This is a genomic window from Pseudomonas sp. PDM31 (assembly GCF_019218965.1).
GTDB lineage: Bacteria > Pseudomonadota > Gammaproteobacteria > Pseudomonadales > Pseudomonadaceae > Aquipseudomonas.
Map to the genome: position 1 here is coordinate 334,628 of NZ_JAHUWS010000004.1, position 24,438 is coordinate 359,065.

The 24,438-nt window shown below is 61.3% G+C and carries 26 protein-coding genes and 1 pseudogene; 11 read left to right on the forward strand and 16 right to left on the reverse strand.

The features are described 5' to 3' along the window. The first annotated feature begins 3 nt into the window (after positions 1-3). The 8 genes from gspF to gspM are packed head-to-tail and all read left to right on the forward strand — an operon-like array spanning position 4 to position 5,435. A complete protein-coding gene (gspF, locus tag KW839_RS10315; protein ID WP_060542634.1) occupies positions 4-1,212 on the forward strand; it encodes a type II secretion system inner membrane protein GspF in 1,209 nt (402 codons plus the stop codon). A 3-nt stretch (positions 1,213-1,215) separates the two neighbouring features. Then, positions 1,216-1,674, forward strand: a complete 459-nt coding sequence (gene gspG, locus KW839_RS10320) for a type II secretion system major pseudopilin GspG (protein ID WP_060542635.1) — start codon at positions 1,216-1,218, stop codon at positions 1,672-1,674. A gap of 3 nt (positions 1,675-1,677) precedes the next feature. Then, the gene (gspH, locus tag KW839_RS10325; protein ID WP_218424247.1) at positions 1,678-2,145 is read left to right on the forward strand and encodes a type II secretion system minor pseudopilin GspH; all 468 of its coding nucleotides are present in this window, start codon (positions 1,678-1,680) and stop codon (positions 2,143-2,145) included. Beyond that, positions 2,138-2,521: a type II secretion system minor pseudopilin GspI gene (gspI, locus tag KW839_RS10330; protein ID WP_218424248.1), complete on the forward strand. Its 384-nt coding sequence runs from the start codon at positions 2,138-2,140 to the stop codon at positions 2,519-2,521. The genes gspH and gspI overlap by 8 nt, the downstream gene beginning before the upstream one ends. Then, complete coding sequence (locus KW839_RS10335; protein WP_218424249.1) at positions 2,514-3,056, forward strand: type II secretion system protein GspJ; 543 nt, start codon at positions 2,514-2,516, stop codon at positions 3,054-3,056. Before gspI ends, KW839_RS10335 begins: the two co-directional genes overlap by 8 nt. After that, positions 3,053-3,904 (forward strand): type II secretion system protein GspK, encoded by an 852-nt coding sequence (locus tag KW839_RS10340; protein ID WP_218424250.1) that lies wholly within the window; start codon positions 3,053-3,055, stop codon positions 3,902-3,904. The genes KW839_RS10335 and KW839_RS10340 overlap by 4 nt, the downstream gene beginning before the upstream one ends. Then, entirely contained in the window at positions 3,901-5,007 is a 1,107-nt protein-coding gene (gene gspL / locus KW839_RS10345; protein ID WP_218424251.1) for a type II secretion system protein GspL, read from the forward strand. The genes KW839_RS10340 and gspL overlap by 4 nt, the downstream gene beginning before the upstream one ends. Then, on the forward strand, positions 5,004-5,435 hold the full coding sequence (gene gspM / locus KW839_RS10350; RefSeq protein ID WP_218424252.1) for a type II secretion system protein GspM: 432 nt from the start codon (positions 5,004-5,006) through the stop codon (positions 5,433-5,435). Before gspL ends, gspM begins: the two co-directional genes overlap by 4 nt. Here gspM and KW839_RS10355 read toward each other — a convergent pair. Next, positions 5,428-6,651 (reverse strand): MFS transporter, encoded by a 1,224-nt coding sequence (locus KW839_RS10355; RefSeq protein ID WP_256352617.1) that lies wholly within the window; start codon positions 6,649-6,651, stop codon positions 5,428-5,430. The two genes, gspM and KW839_RS10355, sit on opposite strands and share 8 nt — an antisense overlap. Positions 6,652-6,815: 164 nt before the next feature. Here KW839_RS10355 and KW839_RS10360 point away from each other — a divergent pair, with 164 nt between their 5' ends. Both KW839_RS10360 and KW839_RS10365 read left to right on the forward strand, forming a co-directional pair. Beyond that, positions 6,816-7,718, forward strand: a complete 903-nt coding sequence (locus KW839_RS10360) for a LysR family transcriptional regulator (RefSeq protein WP_218424253.1) — start codon at positions 6,816-6,818, stop codon at positions 7,716-7,718. Between the two features lie 510 nt (positions 7,719-8,228). Beyond that, positions 8,229-8,492: a DUF6124 family protein gene (locus tag KW839_RS10365; RefSeq protein ID WP_060542644.1), complete on the forward strand. Its 264-nt coding sequence runs from the start codon at positions 8,229-8,231 to the stop codon at positions 8,490-8,492. A gap of 310 nt (positions 8,493-8,802) precedes the next feature. Here KW839_RS10365 and KW839_RS10370 read toward each other — a convergent pair. Together KW839_RS10370 and KW839_RS10375 are read right to left on the reverse strand one after the other, a co-directional pair. After that, positions 8,803-8,928 (reverse strand): annotated as a pseudogene (locus KW839_RS10370) (beta-ketoacyl-ACP synthase); the annotation flags it as partial. 86 nt (positions 8,929-9,014) lie between these two features. Further along, a complete protein-coding gene (locus KW839_RS10375) occupies positions 9,015-9,911 on the reverse strand; it encodes a DMT family transporter (protein WP_218424254.1) in 897 nt (298 codons plus the stop codon). Between the two features lie 175 nt (positions 9,912-10,086). Here KW839_RS10375 and KW839_RS10380 point away from each other — a divergent pair, with 175 nt between their 5' ends. Beyond that, the gene (locus KW839_RS10380; protein WP_218424255.1) at positions 10,087-11,001 is read left to right on the forward strand and encodes a LysR family transcriptional regulator; all 915 of its coding nucleotides are present in this window, start codon (positions 10,087-10,089) and stop codon (positions 10,999-11,001) included. Positions 11,002-11,246: 245 nt separating this feature from the next. On the opposite strand, the gene KW839_RS10385 is transcribed toward KW839_RS10380, so the two are convergent. The 13 genes from KW839_RS10385 to KW839_RS10445 are packed head-to-tail and all read right to left on the reverse strand — an operon-like array spanning position 11,247 to position 24,418. After that, positions 11,247-12,473, reverse strand: coding sequence for a beta-ketoacyl-ACP synthase (locus tag KW839_RS10385; protein WP_218424256.1), 1,227 nt, complete (start codon positions 12,471-12,473; stop codon positions 11,247-11,249). Further along, the gene (fabG, locus tag KW839_RS10390) at positions 12,473-13,201 is read right to left on the reverse strand and encodes a 3-oxoacyl-ACP reductase FabG (RefSeq protein ID WP_218424257.1); all 729 of its coding nucleotides are present in this window, start codon (positions 13,199-13,201) and stop codon (positions 12,473-12,475) included. Before fabG ends, KW839_RS10385 begins: the two co-directional genes overlap by 1 nt. Further along, the gene (locus KW839_RS10395; RefSeq protein WP_060542650.1) at positions 13,198-13,659 is read right to left on the reverse strand and encodes a hotdog family protein; all 462 of its coding nucleotides are present in this window, start codon (positions 13,657-13,659) and stop codon (positions 13,198-13,200) included. The genes fabG and KW839_RS10395 overlap by 4 nt, the downstream gene beginning before the upstream one ends. Beyond that, entirely contained in the window at positions 13,656-14,852 is a 1,197-nt protein-coding gene (locus KW839_RS10400) for a beta-ketoacyl-[acyl-carrier-protein] synthase family protein (RefSeq protein ID WP_218424258.1), read from the reverse strand. Before KW839_RS10400 ends, KW839_RS10395 begins: the two co-directional genes overlap by 4 nt. Next, positions 14,849-15,385, reverse strand: a complete 537-nt coding sequence (locus KW839_RS10405; RefSeq protein ID WP_218424259.1) for a hypothetical protein — start codon at positions 15,383-15,385, stop codon at positions 14,849-14,851. Before KW839_RS10405 ends, KW839_RS10400 begins: the two co-directional genes overlap by 4 nt. Then, on the reverse strand, positions 15,382-16,629 hold the full coding sequence (locus tag KW839_RS10410; protein WP_060542653.1) for an NAD(P)/FAD-dependent oxidoreductase: 1,248 nt from the start codon (positions 16,627-16,629) through the stop codon (positions 15,382-15,384). Before KW839_RS10410 ends, KW839_RS10405 begins: the two co-directional genes overlap by 4 nt. Beyond that, on the reverse strand, positions 16,616-17,776 hold the full coding sequence (locus KW839_RS10415; RefSeq protein WP_218424260.1) for a sodium:proton antiporter: 1,161 nt from the start codon (positions 17,774-17,776) through the stop codon (positions 16,616-16,618). The genes KW839_RS10410 and KW839_RS10415 overlap by 14 nt, the downstream gene beginning before the upstream one ends. Then, a complete protein-coding gene (locus tag KW839_RS10420; protein ID WP_218424261.1) occupies positions 17,773-20,112 on the reverse strand; it encodes an MMPL family transporter in 2,340 nt (779 codons plus the stop codon). Before KW839_RS10420 ends, KW839_RS10415 begins: the two co-directional genes overlap by 4 nt. Next, positions 20,096-20,800, reverse strand: a complete 705-nt coding sequence (locus tag KW839_RS10425; RefSeq protein WP_218424262.1) for an outer membrane lipoprotein carrier protein LolA — start codon at positions 20,798-20,800, stop codon at positions 20,096-20,098. Before KW839_RS10425 ends, KW839_RS10420 begins: the two co-directional genes overlap by 17 nt. Further along, complete coding sequence (locus KW839_RS10430) at positions 20,797-21,222, reverse strand: thioesterase family protein (RefSeq protein ID WP_218424263.1); 426 nt, start codon at positions 21,220-21,222, stop codon at positions 20,797-20,799. Before KW839_RS10430 ends, KW839_RS10425 begins: the two co-directional genes overlap by 4 nt. Next, positions 21,215-22,759, reverse strand: coding sequence for a histidine ammonia-lyase (gene hutH, locus KW839_RS10435; RefSeq protein ID WP_218424264.1), 1,545 nt, complete (start codon positions 22,757-22,759; stop codon positions 21,215-21,217). Before hutH ends, KW839_RS10430 begins: the two co-directional genes overlap by 8 nt. Further along, positions 22,740-23,687 carry a glycosyl transferase gene (locus KW839_RS10440; protein WP_218424265.1) on the reverse strand — a complete coding sequence of 316 codons (948 nt, stop codon included), beginning with the start codon at positions 23,685-23,687 and terminating at the stop codon, positions 22,740-22,742. The genes hutH and KW839_RS10440 overlap by 20 nt, the downstream gene beginning before the upstream one ends. Further along, on the reverse strand, positions 23,684-24,418 hold the full coding sequence (locus tag KW839_RS10445; RefSeq protein WP_218424266.1) for a glycosyltransferase family 2 protein: 735 nt from the start codon (positions 24,416-24,418) through the stop codon (positions 23,684-23,686). Before KW839_RS10445 ends, KW839_RS10440 begins: the two co-directional genes overlap by 4 nt. Positions 24,419-24,438 lie beyond the last annotated feature (20 nt).

Sequence of the window (24,438 nt, forward strand, 5' to 3'; positions counted from 1 at the left end):
CCGGTGCCGACGTTCGACTATCGCGCTCACGATGCACAGGGCAAAGGCTGCAAAGGGCGGCTGGAAGCCGACGGGCCGCGCCATGCGCGACAACTGTTGCGTGAACGCGGTTTGTGGCCTCGCACGTTGACCGAGGTCAGAGTCGACGCCAGTACGGGAAGGCAGGCCCGTGGCGGGCGTCTGAGCGCTGCTGACCTGGCGTTGCTGACCTTGCAGTTGTCAACGCTGGTCCAGGCCGGCCTGCCCCTGGAAGAAGCCCTCGATGCAGTGGCGAAGCAGAGTGCCAAGCGCAAGGTCGCGGGCCTGTTGTCAGCCGTCAGGAGCCGGGTGATGGAGGGCCATGCGCTGGCATCGGCACTGGGGCAGTTTCCCAAGGCGTTTCCCGAATTGTTTCGTGCCACCGTCGCCGCCGGTGAGCGGTCGGGGCATCTCGGTCATGTCCTGGAACAGTTGGCGGCTTATACCCAGGCGCGTCAGGCCTCGCGACAGAAGATCCAGATGGCCCTGGTGTACCCGCTGATCCTGATGCTGGCCAGCGTGGCGATCATCGGTTTTCTGCTCGGTTATGTAGTACCGGATGTGGTGAAGATCTTTGTCGACAGTGGCCAGCCGTTGCCTTGGCTGACCCAGGCTTTGATTGGGCTGAGCAACGGGCTGCGCGACCATTTCCTGCTGGTGATGGGGGTGCTGACAACGCTGTTCAGCCTGTGGCGCTGGAGCCTGCGTCAGCCGCCGTGGCGCCTGCGCTGGCATCGATGGGTGCTGAACACGCCTGTCATCGGCGAGGTGTTGCGCGCCATGGAAGCCGCACGTTTTGCCAGCACCCTGGCGATCCTTGGCAAAAGTGCGGTGCCACTGGTGGATGCACTGGAAATTTCCGCCGCTGTCATCGGCAACCTGACCATTCGCGCGCGGATGGTCGATGTTGCCCGTTCGGTTCGAGAAGGTGGAACCCTGACCCGCGGCCTGGAACTGAGCGGCGACATCCCGCCGATGATGCTGCACATGATCGCCAGTGGCGAACGGGCCGGCGAGCTCGATCGCATGCTGGCCCGTGCCGCCGAACAACAGGAAAGCAGTCTTGCCGCGCGCATTGCATTGGTGGTGAGCCTGTTCGAGCCGGCCATGCTGGTGTTGATGGGCGGCGTCGTGCTGCTGATCGTCATGGCCATTCTGCTTCCAATACTCAGCCTCAACCAATTGGTGAATTGACCCATGCAACGTTTCCGCAAACACAACATAGCCCGCGCGCAGCGAGGTTTTACCCTGATTGAAATCATGGTGGTGGTCGTCATCATCGGTGTACTGGGGGCCATCGTGGTGCCGCAGTTCATGAGCCGTCCCGATCAGGCCAAAGTCACTGCCGCCAAAATCGACATCCAGGCCATTTCTACGGCCCTGGAAATGTATCGCCTGGATAACGCTCATTACCCTTCGACACAGCAAGGTCTGGAAGCCTTGGTCAAGCGTCCGTCCGGGGTACCGGTGCCGCGCAACTGGAATCCTCAGGGTTATCTCAAGAGCATGCCGGTCGACCCGTGGAATACGCCCTATCAATACCTCAACCCGGGTGTTCAGTCAGTCGACGGCAGTTACGACCTGTATTCCCTAGGCGCTGATGGCATCACCGGTGGTGAAGGGCATGCGGCCGATATCGGTCTGCGGAGCGACTGATCCATGGTTTACCGCTGCCGGGGATTCACCTTATTGGAGCTGATGATCGTGATCGTCGTTATTGGCGTTTTGCTGGGAATGGTGAGCCTGGCGACGAGTGTGAATCCGGCGCGTCAGGCCCTGCAGGAGGCGAATGCGATGGTGCACGTCATCGGGCAGCTGCGTGAACGCGCAGTGCTTGAGGGCCGGGAGTACGGCTTGCGGTTGAGCGCTGATGGCTACCGGGTGATGCGTCAGGGCGATCGCGGCTGGGAGCCCATGGCGATGTTGTATCGCTGGCCCGAAAACGTGCGACCGCGTTTGTTGCAAGACGGTTATGCATTGAGCCTGGGGGCTGACGAAGGGGCGCCGCAGTTGTTGATCTACAGCAGCGATGAAACCAGCGCCTTCACGCTGACACTCGGTTCCGGAAACCGGACCTGGCTGAGCCTGTCCAGTGACGGCATTGGCGAGGTGGTGATCGATGGCTAGTCGGCGATCCATATCGCGTATGGACGGCTTCACCTTGCTGGAGATCATGGTCGCCCTGGCGATTTTTGCGACGCTGGCGGCCGCTGTGTTGTCGGCCAGCCAATACGTTTTGAAGCAGACCGGCGCCGTTGAACAGCGACTCTTTGCCGCTTGGCTTGCGGACAACCAGTTGAACGAATTACGTGTGCAACCCGGGCTGGCGGTCGGTCAACAACAGATGGTCGTGCTCATGGACCGCAGGGAATGGCTGATCCACCAGTCCATCAGCGCCTCGAACGATCCGCGCCTGCTGAAGATCGACATTCACGTCAGCCATCCGGGCAGCGAGCACCCGCTGCACCGCGCCACTGGCTGGATACCCGCTCGCCATGAATAAGCAGCGCGGGTTCACCTTGCTCGAACTGGTGATCGCCATGGCCATTTTTGCCGTGCTGGGATTGGCCAGTTGGGGATTGTTCGACAGCGTGGTACGGGTGCAACAGGGCACCGCGGCCCACGAGCGAGAGTTCAGAAACCTGCAGCGCGCCTTGGCAGTGATCGAGCGGGACCTGCTGCACGTTACCGAGCAGCCCATGGTGCTCACACCGACATTTTTGCAGTTGCAGCGCAGCAATTGGCGCAACCCCATGGATCAGCCCCGCAGTGAGCGACAAACCCTGATCTATCGCCTCGATGACGGCGCGTTATGGCGTGAAAGCCTGGTGGACGGCACGCCAGTGATGTCGCGGCAAAAACTCCTCGGGGATGTCAGTGGATTGCGCTGGCGTCTGTTCGACAGGCAGTCCGGCTGGGTCAGTGCCTGGCCGGTCGGCCCCGCTGGCAAGGCCCCCCTGGCCGTAGAAATGGAAGTGTCGACCGGACGTTTCGAGGCGATTCGCAGGGTGTTCCTGATGCCGGGGGCACTACCGTGAGTGGGCGCCAACGGGGAATCGCGCTGATCAGCGTATTGCTGATCATGACTCTGGCGTTGCTGATCACCAGCGGCTTGTTGCGCAGTCATCGACTGTCATTGCAAAGCAGCGGGCAACAACTGCAACAGATGCATTTGCATCAACTCGCCACTGGCGTGGAAACCCAAGCGCTGTTGCTGTTGCAGGGCGCGCTGCAGACGCCTGCAAAAACCGTCGACCGCACTCAGGCGTGGGCCCGAATGACTCCCGAGCTGGATCTCGAAGACGAGCAGGTGCGGGTGAGCATCGAAGATCTGGCCGGGCGCTTCAACCTCAACTCGTTATTGCGCTCGGGACAGATTGACCAGGTCACCCTCAATCGTTGGGCGCGTTTGCTTGATCTGCTGGGTTTACCGTCCTTGCAGTTGGACCAGGTCGGGCCATTGCGCGAACTCAGTCAATTGCGCCTGTTGCCGGGAATTGACGCGCAGATGTTGCGGCAGCTGGAACCCTGGGTGTCGATGCTGCCCAACGACGCTGTGTTGAATATCAATACCGCGCCAGCGCTGGTGTTACGCACGCTCGGCGAGGTTGATGCCTCGACCGCGGATGCATTGGTCGAGCAGGGTTCGACGACACCATGGACAAGTGTTCAGGCCTTCACCCTGGACCCGCTGCTATCCACAGCGGACTTGAGCGGCCACGGACTGGGCATCCAGAGCCGCTGGTATCGGATCACCGTGCAAGTGAACCGGGACGGGCGCGGCATGCGCCTGGCCACTGATGTCGAATTCGACCCGGATACCGCTCAACTGAATGTGCTGCAACGACGTTTTCTACCTTCGAGTACCTATGAGATGGCGCAATGACTACCTGGCTTTACCTGACTGCCGAAGGCCTGGACTCGCATTCGAGCGATTGGCCCTGCTGCCTGTGGTCGGAGGCCGGGCAACGTCAGCACCTGCCGTTGACGCAAGCGGCCCCGATGCTCAAGGGGCAACGGGTCGACGTACTGTTGCCCATGGAAATGTGCAGCTGGTTGCGCAGCGATCCTTGGCCGACAAGACGCAGGCCCGAGGCTCAGGCCATTGCTTATGCCGTGGAAGATCAACTGAGCCAAGCGCTGGAAGAGGTGCATTTGAGTATTGGCGCGCGCGATCATGAGGGCTGCTTCCCGGTGATGGTGATCGGCCGGGAGCGGTTGACCGCCGTGCTAGCGTTGCTGGCTGAGGTGGGCATAGAGGTGCGCGCGGTCTTCGTCGATGCCGATCTGCTGCCCGCTGGACAGGCGCTTGGCGTCTGGTGGTTCGGTCGCTGGATGTTGGGCGCAGGGTTGTCGGCACGCATGGCGTTGTCCCAAGAGAGTCTGACGATGCTCACACCGTCACTGCCCGAGGACACCCAGTGGCTGGATGATCGTGAGGACCCGACGAGAACCGATCAATGGCTGAGCGCCCGCCCAGCGCATGCCATCAATTTGCTGCAAGGCAGGTTCGCCTTGCAGCACAGACGTCTGCCCTGGCGTAGCGGTGCGCTGGTGTTGCTGACGCTAATCCTGCTTGCATGGGTGGCCGGTGAAGCGCGCATCGATTTTCTCGCGGGTGAAACCAGCCGTCTGGCGGTTCAGAATGAGCAGCGGTTCAAGACGCTCTATCCGCAGCAGAGCCGCATCGTCGACATGACGGCACAACTCAAGGCGCTGCAAAGCCAGCCGGCAGACCGGCAGAACACGCGAGTCGCAGGGCTGGTCAAGCTGATCGAACAGGTGATTGGTGCTAGCCATGTAGAAGTCCAGCGCATCGAATTTCGTGCAGGCGATGGCTGGAAAATCCAGCTGACCGCCAACAGTTTTGCCGAGCTGGAACAGTTGCGCGAGCGGGGGCGCCAACAGGGCCTTCCCGTCAGTGTCGACAGTGCAAGCAAGGCGCTCGATCGCGTGCGCGCCACCCTCACCGTGGAGGACGGAGCATGAAGCAGGCATGGCAACGCATATCTGCCCGCGAACAACGTTTGCTGCAGGTACTTGGCGGGTTTTTACTCATGGTGTTGGCGTTCACTCTGATCTTTCAGCCGACACGCCAACGTCTGGAAACCGTCGAGCGGCAATATCTGCAACAGATGGGGCTGGCCGCGCAGCTGCAAAGGGCGCAACCGCGCAGCCCAACAGCTGTCGCCACTGATCAGCCGCTCTCGCTGCGCATCAGCGAAAGCGTCACGTTGGCGGGCCTGGAAATACGGCAGATGGAGAGCGAAGGCGAGCTGTTGCGCCTCACGCTTGATGGTGATGCGCAAACCTTGATGAAGTGGATCGATGACGTCGAGCGCGACGCCGTCGCGCTGCAATCGCTGACGCTGGAAAACCGTGAAGGGGTTCTGCAGGCGCAGATGGTGCTCAGGTAGCCGAGCCGTTCTGAGGCAGTAGCGGCAATTTCGCCAGCTTCAACGCGACCAGCAGCGCAATCAGCAGCAGCGTGCCAATGAACAGGCCGATTCCGTTCCAGCCGCCCAGGTGCCAGAACACTCCGCCGGCCGTGCCTGCAATGCTTGACCCGGCGTAGTAGCTGAACAGGTACAGCGATGAAGCCTGCCCCTTGGCCTTCAGGGCCCGGCGGCCGATCCAGCTGCTGGCAACCGAATGGGCGCCGAAGAAGCCGAAGGTGAAGATGAGCATGCCGATGATCACCAGCACCAGCGGCGTGAACATTGTCAGGGCAAGGCCGGCGATCATCAGCACGATGGTGCTCCACAGCACCTTGCGCCGGCCGAGCTTGTCGGCCAAGGCACCGATTTTTGCCGAACTGTAGATGCCCGACAGGTACACGATCGAGAGCAGACCGACAAACACCTGATCCATATGGTACGGCTCGGCCAGCAGGCGATAACCGATGTAGTTGAACAGCGTGACGAACGCGCCCATCAACACAAAGGCTTCGAGAAACAGCAGCGGCAGCCCGGCATCGCGAAAGTGCATGGTGAAGCCGTCGAGCAGGCTGCGCGGGTGCAAGGAGCGCGAGCGGAAGTTGCGCGACTCGGGAAGGATTTTCCAGAACACCGCCGCCGCGATCAACGCCAGGCCACCGATCACCAGCATCGCCGTGTGCCAGCTGACGAAGTCGATCAGTACCCCGGTAATCAGGCGTCCGCTCATCCCGCCAATTGCGTTTCCGGCGATGTACAGACCCATCGCCAGGCCGATGTGGTGCGGGTGAATCTCTTCGCTCAGGTAGGTCATGGCAACCGCCGCCAGGCCGCTCAAGGACAGGCCGATCAGCGCACGCATCAAGAGCACGCCATGCCAGCTCGGCATCATGGCGCTGGCCATGGTGCAGAGTGCGGCGGCGAACAGCGCGGTAACCATCACCGGCTTGCGCCCGACACGGTCGGAGATGGGGCCGGTGATCAGCAAGCCGAAAGCCAGCATGCCGGTGGCTACCGAGAGGATCAGGCTGCTCTGTGCCGCGTTGATGGAATATTCGTGAGACAGCAGCGGCATCATTGGCTGCACGCAATACAGCAGGGCGAAGGTCGCAAAGCCGCCACAGAACAGTGCCAGCACCGTGCGCATGAACGCAGGGGTGCCTTTTTCGATGTAGATTTCCTGCAACTGGGCAGGCATATCGGGCGCTACTTCATGGGTGAGTGGGGCGATAGCGGTTTTCACGTTGGACCTCGGGATGGCGCAGCCGGTCAGGCAATGAAAAAAGCATATAGCTGGCTATTGATTCAATCCAATATATTGTTCGACCTGTTTGAGAGCTTTTACGACCTAATGAGGTTTCCATGGAACTGCGTCACCTGCGCTACTTCATTGCGGTCGCCGAAGAACTGCACTTTGGCCGCGCCGCACAAGTGCTGGGCATTTCCCAGCCGCCGCTAAGCCAGCAGATCCAGGCGCTGGAACAGGAAGTGGGCGCGCGCCTGTTCGAGCGTACCAATCGTCGGGTCGAGCTGAGTGAGGCCGGCCGACTGTTCCTGGAAGAGGCGCGCCTGGCATTGGCGCAGGTCGACAAAGCGGCGGATGTTGCACGGCGGGCGCAACTGGGTGAACTGGGCGAGCTGAAGATCGGCTTCACCTCTTCGGCTCCGTTCAACTCGACCATCCCCCAGGCGATTTTTTCCTTTCGCCAGCGTTTCCCGGCGGTGCACCTGAACCTGCGGGAAATGAGCAGCACCCAGGTGGCCGATGCGTTGGTGGATGAGTCGATCGAGGTCGGGATCATGCGTCCGCTTGGGCTGCCGGATAGCCTCAGTGTGGTCGAGTTGATGCGCGAGCCCTTGGTGGCTGTACTCAGTTCCAAGCATCCGCTGGTGAGTGGCAGTGAAGAGGGTCTATTCCTCTCGGCCCTGGCCCTCGAACCCTTCGTATTTTTCCCCCGCAGCTATGGCAGTGGCCTGTACGCGCAACTGCTCAGCCTGGCTCGCGATGCCGGCTTCAGTCCGCACTTTGCCCAGGAGGCGGGCGAGGCGATGACCATCATCGGCCTGGTCGCCGCAGGCCTCGGCGTATCGGTGTTGCCGGCGTCTTATCAACGCATGCGCATTGATGGTGTGGTCTATCGGCCGTTGCTTGATCCAGCGGCGGTTTCGGCGGTGTGGCTGGTGCAGCGCAAGGATCAGAAGTCGCCGATGGCGCGGGCGTTTGTGGAGTTGTTGACCAGGAAAGTCGAGCCGCTGCAGCCATGACGGCTTCGCCATCAATCGCGGGCAAGCCCGCTCCCACAGTGTTCGGCGAGCGAGCACAATTTTCGCCACACCACAAAACCTGTGGGAGCGGGCTTGCCCGCGAAGGCGTCCGTAAGGATAAAAAAACAGCGAGCGAGGATGCAACAACCCTGTCGGAAGCCTTTACCAACCGCTGTGGGACATTTCCGAAATCCATCGACAAGGCTACGACACCTTGCGGTCTTGCCTACAACAGATCCAGAATCCGCCGGCTTGTGCGCTTTAGGGGCTGTCGGTAGCTTGATCCGCGTCACTGATGGTCAGTGATCGGGTTTAGCAGCCCGTAGTTTCGTGAAGCGTATTAGCGCTCCTGAAAGGCAGGTATTTCCATACCTGCTCTTGACGGCCGCTGTGCGCAGGGCGCCTTCGGGTGCGCCGGTTCACGTAACCCGGTCTGCTAACCTGCGTACAGCTGCCACCCTTTTGATCACAAGCGATTGGGTGTGGCCGCCTTTTTCAGGATGCTGAATCATGAGCGATACGCCAAACCCTGCGCATTCCGATCCGGACGCGCCACACCAGCCCAGCCCCCTTTTCCTCGTCGCCCCCGATATCGATAACCACACACTGTTGGAATACGCCTGTGTGTCACTGGCATCGGCTAATGTCATGGCCAGTGATTTCGCGAGGAGTCTCAACGGGGTGCAGGGCAACACGCTGCTGGGAATTCAGCAGTCGATCATGCTGGGGGAAATGGCGGTGAATCGAGTGCTGGATAATCTAGATCCACACTGATCGGCCCAAAAGATCGTGCCCATTCGCCGAGCGTGGGAACGATCAATAGTTTCCCGTGCGAGGCGTTTGATTTATCTAGAAAGAAGGACTCGCTGTTTTTCACTGATGATCGGTGTGCGAGGTCGTGAGTATTGACCCTTCCGTGTAGCCTGAATTCTGGCTGTGGGACGTTTCCGAAATGAGGTACTCCGGGTTCCGAGTGTGTCTTTTCTTTGCGGGAGGAATTGAAAGGTCGCCGTCCGGATAACACGGGGTATCAGGCAGCCCGCGTTATCGTTGACGTCCATCGCGAGCAGCTCGCTCCTACATGTTACGACCAACGCCGAAAAATCAGTGAAGTATTCACTCCACCAAACGCGAAGTTGTTGTTCATCACGTACTGATTACTCATCTGCCGGAATTCGCCGCGCAGGTAGTCGATCTTGCCGCACATCGGGGCGCAGGTTGGTGCAAATGAACACGTGATGTTCGAAGGCCAGTGAATGATGTGCTGTGTCGTTCGTTAGTGATCAGGACCTCTGTTCAAATTTTGTTGGCAGGGACCGTGGCTTTGGATGGTTCCAGATGAAGAGCGAGTACGCTCGTCAGCACAATGGCCGCTCCTGCGATAACCATGGCAGAAGGGCGTTCGCTTAGAACCAACGAGGCCATCAACAACGCTGTGGGGGGTATCAGGTAGAGTGAAATGGACGCACGGCTCACGTTGCTCTGTGCCAATACGTATGCCCAGGCGAGGTACGCAAGGGCGCTGGGGAAGATGCCCAGAATCAGCACCGCAAGATTGACCGAGGCTGAGGCATTTTGTGCTTCGTTCCACAACCCCGGAGCATAAACAAGCAGCAGTGCCGTACCCGACCAAATGGTGTAACACACCATCGTCAGCCCGTCATACCGATGGGCATGGTGTTTCTGCAAGGCGAAATACAGACTCCAGGACAGTGCCGCCAGCAGAATCAACAGCCCATGCGCGTCCAGTTCACCAAAGCCACGGTCCCCGGTGACTACTACTGCGGCGCCGAGTAGCCCGCATAGCACACAAATCCATTGCCAGCCGTTGACACGATCTTTGAACACGAAATGTGCCAGTAACGTACTGAACAGGGGCGTGGTTTGTGCCAGCACACTGGAGGCCCCGGCGCTAACGCCTTGTTGGCCGTTGTTTAGGGCGATGTGGTGCAGGCTGACGGCAAAGAACCCCAGCACCGCCAGCAGAGGCAGGTCTTTCAGACGAGGCAGGGAAATACGCATCACCCCTGCGACGCCAGCCATGAATGTTGATGCGATGAGAAATCGCATCAGCGCGAGATGACCGGGCTCATAGGCCTCTAGTCCCATGTGGATTCCAATCGGGGAATAGGCCCAGCAAAGGATTACAAAACTCGCCGCCAAAGCGATTTTTATACCCGGTCTTGTTTTCATTAAACCGTAATCCTGGGTGCAATTTTACGCTCAACTAATCCCATAAAAATTCCTGCTTATTGAGAATATGAAAGGGCGACAGCATCACTGCATCGTGTGCCGGCTGAAGTATCAAAAACACCAAGCCGCACTTCAAGTGACTTAAACTGACCCATGCATTCACTCTGGGTGAGCTATGGAATTTTCCCAACTGCGCATGTTCAAGACGGTTCACGACTTCGGGAGCATTGCGCGCGCCGCCGAGTTGCTGCACTGCGTGCCCTCCAATATCACGGCCCGGCTCAAGTCCTTGGAGCGAGAGCTCGGCACACCGCTGTTTTTTCGCGAAGGCCGTGGGCTACGGATCACTCCAGCCGGGGAGGTATTTCTTGATTACGTGACGAAAATTCTGGGTCTGGCTGAGGAAGCCAAGCGCGCGGTAGCGCCTGACAATACGCCTTGCGGTCCTTTGCGCATTGGCGCCATTGAGTCCAGTGCAACCGGACGGCTGCCCCGGTTATTGGCCAAGTACCATGCGCTGTACCCGCAGGTATCGCTGGAGTTGAGCACTGGCACTTGGGCGCAACTGCTGGACGACACTGAGCACCATCGACTTGATGGGGTGATCGTGGCAGTGAACATTGAGCGCCCCGGTCTCAAGCGTGCAGTGGTTTACCGGGAAGATTTAATGCTCATCGCGTCCGAGTCCCATGGGCCATTACGCACAGCAGCGGATCTACAAGGTAAGGAAATTTTCATGTGGCCCCCAGGCTGTCCTTACCGGTTGGCGCTGGAGCAGTGGCTGGTGCGTCATGATCAGGTATTGCCGATCGTGAGCATTGCAAGCTACGGCACCATAGTGGGATGTGTCAGCGCTGGTGTCGGTGTTGCGCTGGTACCTCGCGGTATCTATGAGCAATACCGCCACAGTGCGGGGTGGCTAGGATATGAGTTTCCGGATCTGACGAGTATCGACAACCTTTTCTATTGGCATGAAAACGCAGGAAGACACCCGGCTCGGGAGGCGTTTTTGACGCTACTGCAGACAGAGTTCGAGGAACCAGCGGTGTTGGAAGGAGGCGCTTGTGCATCTCAGGTAGAACCTGATTGATTAGCGCACCTTCACTTGCCCCCTTCAACCCAACCAGGACATAAACGTCCCAGCGTGGCACTCATGGATTTCGTAGCTCAGCGCTGCTGAGCTGACTTGCAGGCGATGGCAGCCCTGAATATTGCGTTGTCCATCGGAGCGCCATCGTCAACAAGCCGGCTCCTACAGATTTGGGTGATGCAACCGATCAGCATGCACCCGCATTCCTGTAGAAACTGCCGCAGGCTGCGATGTTTTGAGTTTGCTTACGACCAACGCCGAAAAATCAGCGAAGTATTCACCCCGCCAAAGGCAAAGTTGTTGTTCATCACATACCGGTTGCACATCTGCCGGAACTCACCGCGCAGGTAGTCGAGCTTGCCGCAGTGCGGGTCGATCTCGTCGAGGTTGAAGGTGTGCACATACAGGTCGCGGTTGAGCATTTCGATGCTGAACCACGACTCCAGCGCGCCGCAGGCGCCGAGGGTGTGGCCGAGGAAGCTCTTCTGCGAGCTGATCGGCATGTGTTCGCCGAACAGGCTGCTGGTGGCCTGGGTCTCGGCGATGTCACCCTGTTCGGTCGCGGTGCCGTGGCCGTTGACGTAGCCGATGTCGGAGGGTGCAAGTCCCGCATCCTCCAGCGCTAGCTCCATGGCCCGACGCATGGTGACCTGCTCCGGCCGGGTGGTGTGCTGGCCGTCGGCGTTGCTGCCGAAGCCGACGATCTCGGCATGGATGCGCGCGCCACGGGCCAGGGCATGTTCCAGTTCTTCGAGCACCAGCATGCCGCCGCCTTCCCCGATTACCAGGCCATCGCGCCCAGTGTCGTAAGGGCGCGGGGTGCGTTGCGGGGTGTCGTTTTTCAGGCTGGTGGCGTAGAGCGCGTCGAAGACCATGGCCTCGGTCGGGCACAGCTCTTCGGCGCCGCCGGCGAGCATCAGCGGCAGGCGGCCGAACTTGATGGCCTCGTAGGCATAGCCGATGCCCTGGCTGCCGCTGGTGCAGGCGCTGGAAGTCGGGATCAGGCGGCCGGTGAGGCCAAAGAAGATGCTGATGTTCGCCGCGGTGGTGTGCGGCATCATCCGTACATATGAGTTGGCGTTCAGACCTTCGGCCACCGAATTGAGCAGCATGTTGCCGAACGCCTTGATCTCGTCGGTGCTGCCGGTCGATGAACCGCAGGCGACACCCATGCGTCCGTCCTTGATCGAGTCGTCGCCGAGCAATCCGGCATCAGCCAGGGCCAGTTCCGCCGCGCCTACCGCCAGCCGCGAAACCCGGCCCATGCTGCGCAGTTGCTTGCGGGTCCAGTGGCTCGGTACCTTGAAATCGTCGATGGGGCCGGCCAGGCGCGTGTTGAGTTCGGTGAAGCGATCCCATTCGTCCATGCGCCGGATGCCGCTGCGGTTGGCCGCGAAGTTGCCGGCGATGGTCTGCCAGTCGCTGCCCAGTGAGGTGATGCCGGCCATGCCGGTGACGACGACGCGCTTCATCAGCACAGGCCTCCATTGACGGCCAGAACCTGCCGGGTGATGTACGACGCTTCCGCCGACATCAGGAAATTCACTGCGCCGGCCACTTCTTCTGGCGTACCCATGCGTTGTGCGGGGATCATTTTCATCAGTTCTTCCACCGGCACGTTGTCGTCGAGCATGGCCGTGTCGATCAAGCCGGGTGCGACACAGTTGACCGTGATTTTGCGCTTGCCCAGTTCAATCGCCAATGCCTTTGCCGCGCCAATCAGGCCGGCCTTCGAGGCGCTGTAGTTGACCTGCCCACGGTTGCCGATCAATCCGGACACCGAGGTAATGCAGACAATCCGCCCGGCGGCACGACGCCGGATCATCGGCATCATCACCGGGTGCAGCACGTTGTAGAAGCCGTCGAGGTTGGTGCGCATCACCACGTCCCAATCATCCTCGCTCAGCGCGGGAAAAGCACCGTCGCGGGTCAGGCCGGCGTTGAGCACCACGCCGTAATAGGCGCCGTGGGTCTCGACGTCGGCTTCGAGAACGGCTTTGCAGCTGGCGCGGTCGGATACATCAAATTGCAGGATACGCGCCCTGCGTCCCAGGGCTTCGATTTCAGACTGTACCGCCACGACGTCCGCCAGGCCGCTGCGGCAATGCAGCACGATGTCATGGCCAGCCTGGGCCAGGCGCAAGGCGATAGCGCGACCAATGCCCCGGCTGGAACCGGTGACCAGTACGGATGGCGTCATGACTGGACTCCTTCGGGTTCATGAAGATATTGAGCCACTTGTGGCGGGCGATAAACATTCAACCGGGCGGTGGCGTGGATGCCCGGCGCGTTGATATGGCATTCGAACACGCCCATGCCGTTGTCGTCTTCCAGTGAGCGCAGGCTATGGAGGGTCAGTTCGGTGCCGGCAGGAAAGCTTTCGACGTTGCATTCGAACTTGCGGCTACCGAGCAGGAAGCCCAGTTCCACGGCATCGCCGCGCTTGCGCGCACGGCAACCGGCGAAGGCGGCCACACTCTGTGCCATCAGCTCGATGCCGACCCAGGCCGGCAGGCTACCGTCGGGTTGGCTGAACAGGCCGCCGGGCCTGACGGTCAGGCGGGTGTGAATCTGCTCATCATCGAATGCGAGGATCTGCTCGATGAGGATCATGTCGCCGGCGTGGGGCAGCAGTTCGGCGAGCGGCCAGTCAATCATGGGGCGTCTCCGATAATCAGGCTGACGTTGTTGCCACCGAAGGCGAAGGAGTTGCTCATCAGGTAGCGCGGTGCAATGGACGCCAGACGCGTGCCCGGGGTCACCCATTGCAGGGGTGGCAGCGCTGGATCGGGCTGGCCGTCCCAGATGTGCGGTGGCAGCGCTTGCTCGCTGTTGCCGTCGCTCAAGCTCAGCCAGCAGAATGCCGCTTCCAGCGCGCCGGCGGCCCCCAGCGTGTGACCGGTCATGGGTTTGCTCGACGAGCAGGGCACACCGGCAGGGAACAGGGTCGCCACTGCCTGGCTTTCCATGGCGTCGTTATGGGCAGTGGCAGTGCCATGGAGGTTCAGATAGGCGATCTGCCCGGGTTGCAGGTTGGCGCGGCCCAGGGCCTTGCGCATCGCTTGAAGGGCGCCACGGCCAGAGGGTTCCGGGGCAGAAATATGGTACGCGTCGGAGCTGGCGCCGCTGCCCAGCAGGGCAATCGAGTGCCCTTCTGCCGGCTGTTTGCTCATCACGAACAGCACCGCCGCCTCGCCAATGTTGATGCCGTTACGGTTGACCGAGAACGGATTGCAGCGCTGTGCGCTAACTGCGTCCAGCGCCGAGAAGCCGTTGAGCGTCAGTTTGCACAGGCTGTCGACGCCGCCGCACAACACCGCGTCGCAGATGCCCAGGTCCAGCAGGCGTTGGGCGCTGATCAAGGCGCGGGCGCTGGAGGTGCAGGCCGTGGAAATCACGTAGGTCGGCCCGCTCAATTGCAGCCAGTCGGCGAGAAAGTTTGCCGGCGCCGCCAGTTCCTGCTGCTGATAATCGTAGGCGGCCGGGAACTGCTGTTCGCGCAGGTATTGGGCCAGCCCCTGGCTGGCTTCCTCGATTCCAGAAGTACTGGTGCCCAGCACGATACCGATGCGGTCGCGGCCGTAGGTCTGGATCGCGCTGTCGATGTCCGGGCGGATTTGCAGCGCCGCTTCCAGCAATAGTTGATTGTTGCGAGTGTGTTGCCAGGGCGGCCCCGGTGGAATCGCCGCCAACTCGCCACGGACCGCAGCGACCGGCAACGAACGCTCCGGCACCCAGCCGGCTTCGTCACGCATGCCGGAGCAATCGCCGGCAAACAGGTTGCGGGCGACTTCGCGTTTGCCCCGGCCAAGGGCGCAGATCACCCCCAGGGCATTCAGGTAGGCGGTCATGGCGTATCACCGCTCAGGGGTGTGATTTCAAATACTGGACCTTTCTGCAACTGCAATTCAAAGCTCGTCGAATGTGAGTAGCGCACGTCCCAGCGATCGGGCAGGGACCGTTGGGCGCCGTGTTGCCAGGCGCCGGGATAATTGATCGCCAACTGATCTCTTGGTGTCAGTGCGAACAGCAGCGCCGCGAACAGCTCTCGGGCCTCTGAATTGGGTGGCAGCAGGCCGTCGGCCTTCCAGGTTTTATCAGTGAGTATCTGGCGTGCCTGGGGAATGCCGAGCAAGTCCATCATCGACCAGCGAATGCCGGCCCCTTCGCTCTGAATCACCAGTACCCAATGCTGACGCTGATCGTCCTGCATGCGCTCGATGTGTAATTGCAGCGGCAATGCCAGGCTCGGTGTTTGCTCGGGCAGCGGCGCCCGGCCGGCGCAGGCGCTCAGCAGTACGAGACACCCGAGCAGCAGATAACGCAGGAGCGACCAGCAACCGATATGGCTTCGCTCGACGCAGTTGTGGCTCAAAAAACTCATGTCCCGTCCCGTGCACAGAGTTCGGAAATGACCTTCAGCCGGCGCCTGGCTTCGCTGACGAACGGGTTGCGTACATCCCAGGCATATCCGGCCAGAATGGAGCTGATCATCCGGCGGATCTCCGGTGAACTGCCTTCATGATAAATCACATCCTGGAAGGTCCCGGCGTACCAACCTTCGACATAGCAACGGAATGTGTCGACGCCGCGCTTGAGCGGTTCGGCAAACTCGCTCTGCCAGTCAACGGACTCGCCTTGCAGCTGGCGGTGCAGCACCGCGGCGGCCATGCTCGCCGAACGCATGGCGATGGTCACCCCGGAGGAAAACACCGGGTCCAGAAATTCTGCTGCGTTGCCCAGCAGAGCGAAGCCTGGGCCATGGAGGGTCTTGACGTTGGCTGAGTAACCGCCGATGGCACGAGCCTCGGTATCCCACTGGGCATTCTTCAGCACGCCGGCCAGGCTCGGCGTTTCGGCGATGAAGCCGCGCAGGCACTCGTCCAGATTGTCGCTGCGGCCGGCGAAGTGCTCTGCTGCGGCGACCACGCCGACCGAGCAGCGCCCGTTGCTGAACGGGATGGTCCAGAACCAAACATCCCGTTGGGTCGGATGGGTGGTAATAAGGATTTTGTTGCGGTCGAAGCCCGGGCTGTCGATACGATCTTCGACATGGGTGAACACGGCCTGGCGTACCGGGAAATTCGACGGTGCCTCGAGGTCGAGCAAGCGCGGCAAAACCCGGCCATAACCGCTGGCATCGAGCATGAAAGCGGCCTGGATGCGGTACTCGCTGCCGTCTTCGCGGCGCACGCCGAGCTGGGGTCCGCACGAGCCCGTATCGACACTGACGATGGTCTCGCCGTAGCGCAACTCCACGCCTTGCAGCGCGGCCTGATCAGCCAGCAACTTGTCGAAGTCTGCGCGCTGCACCTGAAAGGTCGTCGGCTTGCCTTCGCTGAACGTGTCACCGAAATCAAAGGTGCTGTACTGCTCGCCCCAGGCAAACGCGGCGCCGTTTTTCACCTGGAAACCGGCGGCATTGACGGCGTCGAGCATGCCCGCTTCCTCGACGAAATCCAGGCAGTGGGACAACAGGCTTTCGCCGATGGAAAACCGGGGAAAATGCTGACGCTCGATCACCAGTACGTCGTGCCCCTTGCGCTTGAGCAGCGCGGCGGCGATGGCACCGGATGGACCGGCTCCGATGACTACGACCTGGCGATGTTCCATCTCAATGGTTGGCATGGGAGCTCCTTGCGGGAACGGCGGCTTTCGAGGGAAGACGGTGCATGCCGGCCAGGGCGGGCAGCAGCGTCGCGACCAGACCCATCAGCATCAGCGCAAAGTACAGCGCCGGGCTGATGAGTTGCTGTTGTAGCAACAGGTTGAGGAAGACGATCTCGCTCAAACCACGAATGTTCAGCAGGATACTTTCGCGCCAGCGGCTGGCGCCTTTGAACGGCGAGGCGGCCCAGCCGAGGCCGAGCCAGTTGCCCAGCAGTTTGCTGGCAATCGGCAACAGCAGCAGGGCGCTCAGTTGCACCCAGCCGAGGCTGTCCATGGCGCTGTGCACGTTGATCTGCACAATGCCGAAAGTGAGAATCAACGGGATGGCGATGTACGTCTGCAAGCGGCTCATCCACAGGGCTGGCAACGGTAATACCAGCGGTGCTTTCAGCGCGGCCATGATCAGCAGGTAGCCGATGCCGAAGATCAGTGCATTGAGCTTGTAGTGTTCGGCGACCACCAGCAGCGCGAAAAAGCACAGGCTGTAGAGCCACGTCTGGCGCAGACCGAGCAGGCGCAACAGCAGCGGCAGGCACGCACCGGCCAAGGGCAGCAACAGGCTGCTCAGGTTCAGGCTGCCCTGGGCGATGCCAAACAGTGTCCAGCAGGTGAGGTCGATGAGGATTGCGGTTTGCACCAGTCTGCGCGTGGCCGCGGGTGGGTAATCGATGTGGCGCAGGTACAGGTACAACACCGGAATCGCGGTAATGGCGAACAGCAAACCGACGGCCAGCGAGCTGATCCACGGTTGCGCCGGCAACAACCAGATCGCCGTGGCGAGACCGCAGGCGAATGGAATGCAGAAGCTCGGCAGGGCGATTTTCAGGCTCTGGCGATCCAGTTGCAGGTCGATCACATCGCTGAGGATGTAGCCCAGCAGCAGGGCGAAACTCAAGCTGTAGAGGTTTTTCAGCCACACCGGTGCTACCAGCGCGGCGCCGCTCAGTTGCCACTGAGGTTCAACCCAGAAGTACATCAGCAGCGGCAAGCCGATGGTCGCCAGGAGTAACTGGCTGACAATCGGAATCAGGCCAAAGCGACGTCCGACACGGGTGGCCAGGGCAAACAACACCAGGGCCATCGCCCAGAACAACACGACCATCATGCTGCTGGCTCCGTGACTGCAGCGGTATGTACCTGTTGACCGGCCCAGGGTGCGAGCAGGAAGCTGAAGATCAGGCCCAGGCTGACCGATAAGCCGAAGTTGCTCACCGCCGGCGTGCTCGACACTGCCAGCAGACCGAACGACAGCCAGGTGGTCAACGCCGCCAGTAAAGTACCCAGCAGGCTCACGGCAGCGCCGCCGACTTGCTCGCGCATCAGGATCGCGTAGTCGACGCTGATCGCCGTCACCAGCAGCAGGCCGAACAGGCTGAACAGGGTCAATGGTTGCCCCAGCCAGCCGAGGCTGGCGAGGCTGCACAGCGCTGCCAGCAGCGGCAGGAAAACGATGCGCAGCGCCCCGCCGAAGCCGAATGGCAGGATCAAAACCAGCACGATCAGTACACAGGAGGCGAGTTTCAACTCTGCGGCGCTGACTTGGGTAGCGGCGAAGACGAGGTTCAACTCACCCAGCCGATCTACCAGTTCCACGCCAGCTAAATCGTGGGTCTGGGCCCGCAGCAAGTTCGGGTTATTCACACCTTGCAGGCTGACCATCGCCGCCACACCGTCATCGCTGGGGCCCAGCCATAGCGCTCTATAGGGCTCTGCCAGGGGGCCCGCCAGTGCCGCATCGATGTCTTCGCCAGGCAATGCCTGCAATGTTGCCAATTCGGCGCGCAACGCCTCGACCGGTACGCCGATGTCGAGCAGCGGTTGCCAGAACTGCGGCAGCTTGCTCAAGGCTTCGCGCACTTGCTGCTGTTGGTTCTGCGGGCTGACCAACTGGTTGAGGGACAGGTAGCCCTGGAGCTTTTCCAGGTTGCGCAACTGATCCAGGCGTTCGCTCAGGGCGGTCTGGCGTTCGAGCAGTTGCTGCTGATTGGCGGCGCGTACCAGGAAGAACTGGCTGGTGGGTTGATAACCGGTGATCTGCGCGATGGTCCGGGCTTCATCGGTCAATTGCTGCGGCGCGGCGATCCATTGGCGAATGTCGTTTTTGCTTTCGAGTTGCAGCAGGCCAGCGACACAGAAAGCGATCAGCAGCGCCAGCAACACTGGCGTGCTCACCCGTTTGAGCAGCGCTTCGCGACGGCCTAGCAGGTATTCGCTCACCCGCAGCGGCCATTGCGCCGGGCGCAGGTCGGCACCCTTGAGCAGGGCCGGCAGCAGGCACACGGCAGACAAATAGGCGCCGAGCAGGCCGGCGGCAGAGAACACGGCAATCTGGGTGAGTGCCGGGAAGGGCGTCCAGGCCAGGGCCAGATAACCGATGGCGCTGGTAATCAGGCTCAGCGTGAGTCCTGGCAGGGTCAGGCGCAGCGCCGGCCAGCTGTGCCAGGGTTTCAGGCTCCAGCTCTTGGACAGGTAATGCAGCGGGTAATCGACCGCGACGCCGATCAGGCTCGAACCCAGCACCAGCGTCATCACATGCATGTGGCCAAACAGCGCCACGCAGGCCACCGCGCCGAACAGCATGCCCACCAGCACCGGGACGAAGGCCAGCAGTACGCGCCAGCGGCGGAAGGCCAGCAGCAACAGCAAGAGAATTCCCAGCGTGGCGCCGCCACCCACCCAGGTCATTTCCCGGGCGGCCTGGCGTTGGCCGTCGGCCGCATACAGCAAGCCGCTGGCGGCCAGCAGTTGAACGTCGCTTTGCGCCGCTACTTCGCGGCCATGCTCGAGCAGGTCGGCCACTTGCAGTGGCAGGTTCATGTCGAAGGCGTTGCCGATGGTGCGTGCGCGCAGCAGCACCCAGCTTTTACCGTTCGCGTCGGCGATCAAGGCGCCGCTGCCAATGTCCAGTTGCACTGCGCCGTGTTTCGGCTGGCTGTTCTGGATACGCCCGGTCAACCCTAGCCAGTCATCCTGGCTCGATACCAGGCTGAAGCCGTTGAACGGGTCGAACAGCGCCTGCACTCGTTCCTGGATCAATGCGTCGGGATGTTCGGTCAATAGCGCGCGGTCTTCGGCGGACAGCATCGCCAATCGGCCTCGCAGCAACTGGGTGCGCAGTGCTGGCAAGTCGGCTTGCAGGGTCCACTGGACCTTTTCGAACAGGCCGCTGGCCTGCCATTGTTCGCCCAGTTGCTGCGCCATGGCGATGGCTTGTTGGCGATCAGAGTGGCCCACCAGCACCAGCATTTCGCGGTTCAGCGGTTCTTGTATGCGCTGTTCGGCGCGCTGCTCAAGGGCGTCAGGTGCTGTACCGGGCACCAGATCCATCAGATTGGCCGACAGCGGTGCGCCGTCACGCCATTGCCAACCGGCGAGCGCCAGTACTGCCAGCAGCAGGGTCAGGAATAGCCACGGCAGCCTGCGCTCACTCGGCAAAGTCATGTTGCTCCGCTTCGCTCAACGGTTGGGCGCCGGTGCTGTCCTGCATGCGCAACAAGGTGCTGTCGCCCTGGGTTTCGAGTAGTTCGATGCTCTGTACCAGCTCGGCACCGGTGATATTGATCCGGTTGAACACTTGCTTGAGCAGCATCGAGCGCGGCACCAGTGTGAGCTGCCAGGCTCGGGCGTCGCCACTGAGCGAGAGCTCGAAATCGCGCTGCAAGCCAGTGCTGTCCCCTTGCAGCACCGAGAGGAACAGGCGGTTCTGTTCGGCGCCAGCAGCCTTGCCCGGGACCATTTGCCAGCCTGCGGCGTCACGACGGGCAATGCCTTTTTCGTTGATTCGATAATCCTGCTGCAACGGGGTTTTCAGCAGCCACAACAATCCGTGGTTTTTCGCGAGCACGAAAGTGCCGGTGCTGGTCAGCGGCTTGGGCAGGGCGCGCAGGTGTTTTTCCTGGATGAAGTTGCCGTGAATGACCTCGGGTTTGGCCAGTTGAGTACTCAGTTGCTGCAGGTCGAATGCATGGGCCAGCCCTGGAATGCCCAGTAGTACGCAGAGCCCTGTAGGAGCGAGCATGCTCGCGAAAAACCTTAGGGTTGCGCGCAGTGTCAGGTGTCCAGCGTTATCGTTGACGACCATCGCGAGCGTGCTCGCTCCTACAGGGGGGCGGGGGCGCCAGAAAATCATGGCAGGGCCCTCTCTACGGCGTCGGTGAACACCTTGGGCGAAGCCAGTTGCATTTCGCGGCTGGCGATGTCGACGGCCACTTGCACGGAGACGGCGCGGGTCAGGCGTTCGCCGGTGTGCAGGTCGCTGATCAGGTAATTGATCTTCAACCGGTTCTCCCATTCCACCAGATTGGCTCGTACGTTCAGCTTCTGGCCGAACACTGCACCGCGCACGTACCGCAGTTGCAGGTCGATCACCGGCCAGGCGTAACCCGACTCGGACATGGCGTTGTAGTTGTGGCCGATCCTGTCCAGCAGCGCGCAACGGGCGACTTCCAGGTATTTGACGTAATGGCCGTGCCAGACCACGTACATGCTGTCGACGTCGAAGAACGGCACGACAATTTCAGAATCAGTGTGCAGAAATCCCTTGCTACGCATGCAGCCTCCAGTGTTGAGCGGCGATGCGTTGCAGGCACAGGCGCAATTCGCCCTCCAGGGCACGATCTTCAATGACCGGCGCAAAGTCCTTTGCCAGTGCTTCGTGCATTTCTGCCAGCGCCGGTGGCAATGGACGGGCGTCCTCGGCCAAGCCGCGCAGCCAGACACCCTGGTTGGCTGCGAGCAATGTGGCGGCGGCCACTTGTTCGGTCAGTTCCAGCACGCGGATCGCATCGCGAGCGGCGATGGTGCCCATGCTGACCTTGTCCTGGTTGTGGCACTCGGTGGAGCGCGAAAAGACGCTCGCCGGCATGGTGTTTTTCAGCGCTTCGGCGGTCCAGGCGCTGGTGCCGATCTGCACGGCCTTGAAGCCATGGTTGAGCATGGCCCGGTCGGCGCTGGCACCGGAAAGGTTGCTCGGCAGGCCGTGGTTGTAGCGCTCATCCACCAGCAATGCCAGTTGGCGATCGAGCAGGTCGGCGACGTTGGCCACCAGGTTCTTCAGGCTGTCCATGGCGAACGCGATGTGACCGCCGTAGAAGTGCCCGCCGTGCAGCACTCGCTCGGCTTCGGCGTCGATGATCGGGTTGTCGTTGGCGCTGTTGAGTTCGATCTCGATGAACGAGCGCAGCCAGTTCAGGCTGTCGGCCAGCACGCCGAGCACATGGGGTGCGCAACGCAGGGAGTAACGGTCTTGCAGGCGATGCAACGGCGCGGTCGGTGCGTCGATTGCCAGATCTTTGCGCAACCAGGCGGCGACCTGCATTTGCCCGGGGTGCGGCTTGGCGGCGAACAGACGCTCGTCGAAATGTTCCGGGTTGCCTTGCAGGGCCACCACGTTCAGCGCGGTGATCCGGGTCGCCAGTTGCAGCAGGTAGTCGGCGCGGGCATAGGCCAGGCAGGCGAGCCCGGTCATGACGGCAGTGCCATTCATCAATGCCAACGCTTCTTTCGGGCGCAACACCAGCGGTTGCCAGCCGAGTTCGCGATGGACGTCGGCGGCTTGTCGGCGCTCGCCACGGAACAACACTTCGCGTTCGCCGGATAACGTGGCGGCGACGTAGGACAGCGGCGTCAGGTCTCCGCTGGCGCCTACTGAGCCTTCTTCGGGAATCAGCGGCAGGATGTCGTGCTCGAGGAAGGCTTGCAGGCGCTCCAGCAGTTCCACGCGTACCCCGGAAACGCCCTGGCACAGCGACTGCAAACGTGCCGCCAACACCGCGCGGGTGGCTTGGGCGTCGAGCAGTTTGCCCAGTCCGCAGCCGTGGAAGGTGTAAAGATGACGCGGCAGGGCTTCGACATGATGCAGCGGTACCGCGACCACACAGGAGTCGCCGTAGCCGGTGGTCACACCATAGATGACGCCTTCCTTGTCCAGCAGGGAGTCGAGGAACTGCGCGCCCTTGGCGATGCGCTGGCGGAACCCGGGGTCGTCCTGCAACTGCGTTGGTGCCTGGCCGTTGGCCAGGGCCAGCACGTCTTCGATACGCAAAGGTAGTTCGCCGAAGGTTACCGGCTCAAGCGTTGGCGTCGTCATCGGTCTTCCAGAAAGGGTAAAAGTTGAACCATTGGCGTGGCGCTTCGAGGCAATAGTGACCCAGACGCTCGGCATAACGGCAAGCCCACTGATGTATGACCTGCTCGCGGTCGCTACGTTTCCAGGTGATCGCGTCGGCGAAGGGTTCCAGCGTCAGGCGGTAGTCGCCGTCGGGCTTTTTCAGGCACAGCAGCAGGTTGACCGGGCATTTCAGCAGGCCGGCCAGCAGCCACGGGCCCTGGGGGAATCTTGCCGGGTAACCGAGGAAGTCCACCGTCACGCTGCGCCCGCCATGCAATGGCACGCGGTCGCCGGCAATCGCCAGCCACTCGCCGCGCTCCAGGCGTTCGTGGAGCTGCAGCATGATGGCGGGATCAAGTTCGCTGACCTGAATCAAGCGCAGATTGCTCGCCCCGGCCTCGCCCAACAAACGATTGAACTGCTCGGCGTGCTTGGTGTGCACCAGCACGTTCATGGTGACTTTCTCGCCGAGTTCCGCCAGCGCGCGGCAGACTTCCAGGTTGCCCAGGTGCGCGCCCACGAGCATCTGCCCGCGAGTACCACGCAACTGAGTGCGCAGCAGCGCCGGGTCGATGATTTCGATTTGCTCGATGCTCAGCTTGCCGTTCCACACGTCGAGCTTGTCGAGCATGGAATCGGCAAAGGCCATGAACTGTCCGAAGACGCGCCAGTGGGTCGGACGCAATTCGTTGCGGCCGCTCCATTGGGCAAGGCGTTGCTGGTACTGCCAGGCGCTTTGCCGGGCGCTGCGGCCGAACAGGAAAAAATAAAACACGATGCCATACAGCAGCGGGCTCAGCAGGCGACGGCCCAGTACTTTGGCGCCGAATGCGGTGAGCTTCATCAACCAGAAACTGCCGCGCTCTTCACGGTCGGCCCAGTGCGACTTGTCGGCGCTGTTGGTCATGCTCGCCACCTTCGCCAGAGGATCGCCGGCGCGCGCAGCAACATGCCGAAGAACAACCGGGTGTGCATGCTGGAAATCAGCACGTTGTCGTGGAACAGGCGGAAATGCGATACACCATCCAGCGGGTAACGAACCCGGGTTTGCAGCCACAGCATCGGCTGATTGCGCCAGGCCAGGCGCACCAGGATGTCCGAGTCGAAGTCCATGCGCTTGCCGATCCTCGCCGACTCGATCACTGCCAGAACCGGTGGCAACGGATAGACCCGGAAGCCGCACATGGAATCGCGAATCTGCAGGGACAGGGTGTTGATCCAGACCATGACGTGGGTCAGGTATCGGGCATACAACCGGCCCTTTGGCACACTGGCGTCGAATTGCGGGTAGCCACAGATCACCGCCTGCGGATGAGCCCTGGATTGCTGGATAAACCGTTCGACGTCCTGCAGGTCGTGCTGTCCATCGGCATCCACCTGCAGGGCATGGCTGAAACCCAGGCGCGAGGCTTCGCGCAAGCCGGTCATGACCGCGCCACCCTTGCCCTGGTTGGCGGCGAGACGGATCAGGTACACCATGTCCCGCCGCGCCAGTTGGTCGAGAACCCTGGCACAGGCCGGACTGCTGGCATCGTCCACCAGGATGCACGGCAGGTTACGGGCAATCAGCGCATCGACTACCGTGGTGATCGCGGCTTCGTGGTTGTACACCGGAATAATGGCGCAGGGGCTATGCATGGTGGCATACACCTGAAAGA

What these genes read in the sequence shown, in the direction of transcription:
- gspG (WP_060542635.1), top strand. Translation starts at nt 1,216, where the DNA reads ATGCAACGTTTCCGCAAACACAACATAGCCCGCGCGCAGCGAGGTTTT.
- gspH (WP_218424247.1), top strand. Translation starts at nt 1,678, where the DNA reads ATGGTTTACCGCTGCCGGGGATTCACCTTATTGGAGCTGATGATCGTG.
- gspI (WP_218424248.1), top strand. Translation starts at nt 2,138, where the DNA reads ATGGCTAGTCGGCGATCCATATCGCGTATGGACGGCTTCACCTTGCTG.
- KW839_RS10335 (WP_218424249.1), top strand. Translation starts at nt 2,514, where the DNA reads ATGAATAAGCAGCGCGGGTTCACCTTGCTCGAACTGGTGATCGCCATG.
- gspL (WP_218424251.1), top strand. Translation starts at nt 3,901, where the DNA reads ATGACTACCTGGCTTTACCTGACTGCCGAAGGCCTGGACTCGCATTCG.
- gspM (WP_218424252.1), top strand. Translation starts at nt 5,004, where the DNA reads ATGAAGCAGGCATGGCAACGCATATCTGCCCGCGAACAACGTTTGCTG.
- KW839_RS10355 (WP_256352617.1), bottom strand. Translation starts at nt 6,651, where the DNA reads ATGCCTGCCCAGTTGCAGGAAATCTACATCGAAAAAGGCACCCCTGCG.
- KW839_RS10360 (WP_218424253.1), top strand. Translation starts at nt 6,816, where the DNA reads ATGGAACTGCGTCACCTGCGCTACTTCATTGCGGTCGCCGAAGAACTG.
- KW839_RS10365 (WP_060542644.1), top strand. Translation starts at nt 8,229, where the DNA reads ATGAGCGATACGCCAAACCCTGCGCATTCCGATCCGGACGCGCCACAC.
- KW839_RS10375 (WP_218424254.1), bottom strand. Translation starts at nt 9,911, where the DNA reads ATGAAAACAAGACCGGGTATAAAAATCGCTTTGGCGGCGAGTTTTGTA.
- KW839_RS10380 (WP_218424255.1), top strand. Translation starts at nt 10,087, where the DNA reads ATGGAATTTTCCCAACTGCGCATGTTCAAGACGGTTCACGACTTCGGG.
- KW839_RS10385 (WP_218424256.1), bottom strand. Translation starts at nt 12,473, where the DNA reads ATGAAGCGCGTCGTCGTCACCGGCATGGCCGGCATCACCTCACTGGGC.
- fabG (WP_218424257.1), bottom strand. Translation starts at nt 13,201, where the DNA reads ATGACGCCATCCGTACTGGTCACCGGTTCCAGCCGGGGCATTGGTCGC.
- KW839_RS10395 (WP_060542650.1), bottom strand. Translation starts at nt 13,659, where the DNA reads ATGATTGACTGGCCGCTCGCCGAACTGCTGCCCCACGCCGGCGACATG.
- KW839_RS10400 (WP_218424258.1), bottom strand. Translation starts at nt 14,852, where the DNA reads ATGACCGCCTACCTGAATGCCCTGGGGGTGATCTGCGCCCTTGGCCGG.
- KW839_RS10405 (WP_218424259.1), bottom strand. Translation starts at nt 15,385, where the DNA reads ATGAGTTTTTTGAGCCACAACTGCGTCGAGCGAAGCCATATCGGTTGC.
- KW839_RS10410 (WP_060542653.1), bottom strand. Translation starts at nt 16,629, where the DNA reads ATGCCAACCATTGAGATGGAACATCGCCAGGTCGTAGTCATCGGAGCC.
- KW839_RS10415 (WP_218424260.1), bottom strand. Translation starts at nt 17,776, where the DNA reads ATGATGGTCGTGTTGTTCTGGGCGATGGCCCTGGTGTTGTTTGCCCTG.
- KW839_RS10420 (WP_218424261.1), bottom strand. Translation starts at nt 20,112, where the DNA reads ATGACTTTGCCGAGTGAGCGCAGGCTGCCGTGGCTATTCCTGACCCTG.
- KW839_RS10425 (WP_218424262.1), bottom strand. Translation starts at nt 20,800, where the DNA reads ATGATTTTCTGGCGCCCCCGCCCCCCTGTAGGAGCGAGCACGCTCGCG.
- KW839_RS10430 (WP_218424263.1), bottom strand. Translation starts at nt 21,222, where the DNA reads ATGCGTAGCAAGGGATTTCTGCACACTGATTCTGAAATTGTCGTGCCG.
- hutH (WP_218424264.1), bottom strand. Translation starts at nt 22,759, where the DNA reads ATGACGACGCCAACGCTTGAGCCGGTAACCTTCGGCGAACTACCTTTG.
- KW839_RS10440 (WP_218424265.1), bottom strand. Translation starts at nt 23,687, where the DNA reads ATGACCAACAGCGCCGACAAGTCGCACTGGGCCGACCGTGAAGAGCGC.
- KW839_RS10445 (WP_218424266.1), bottom strand. Translation starts at nt 24,418, where the DNA reads ATGCATAGCCCCTGCGCCATTATTCCGGTGTACAACCACGAAGCCGCG.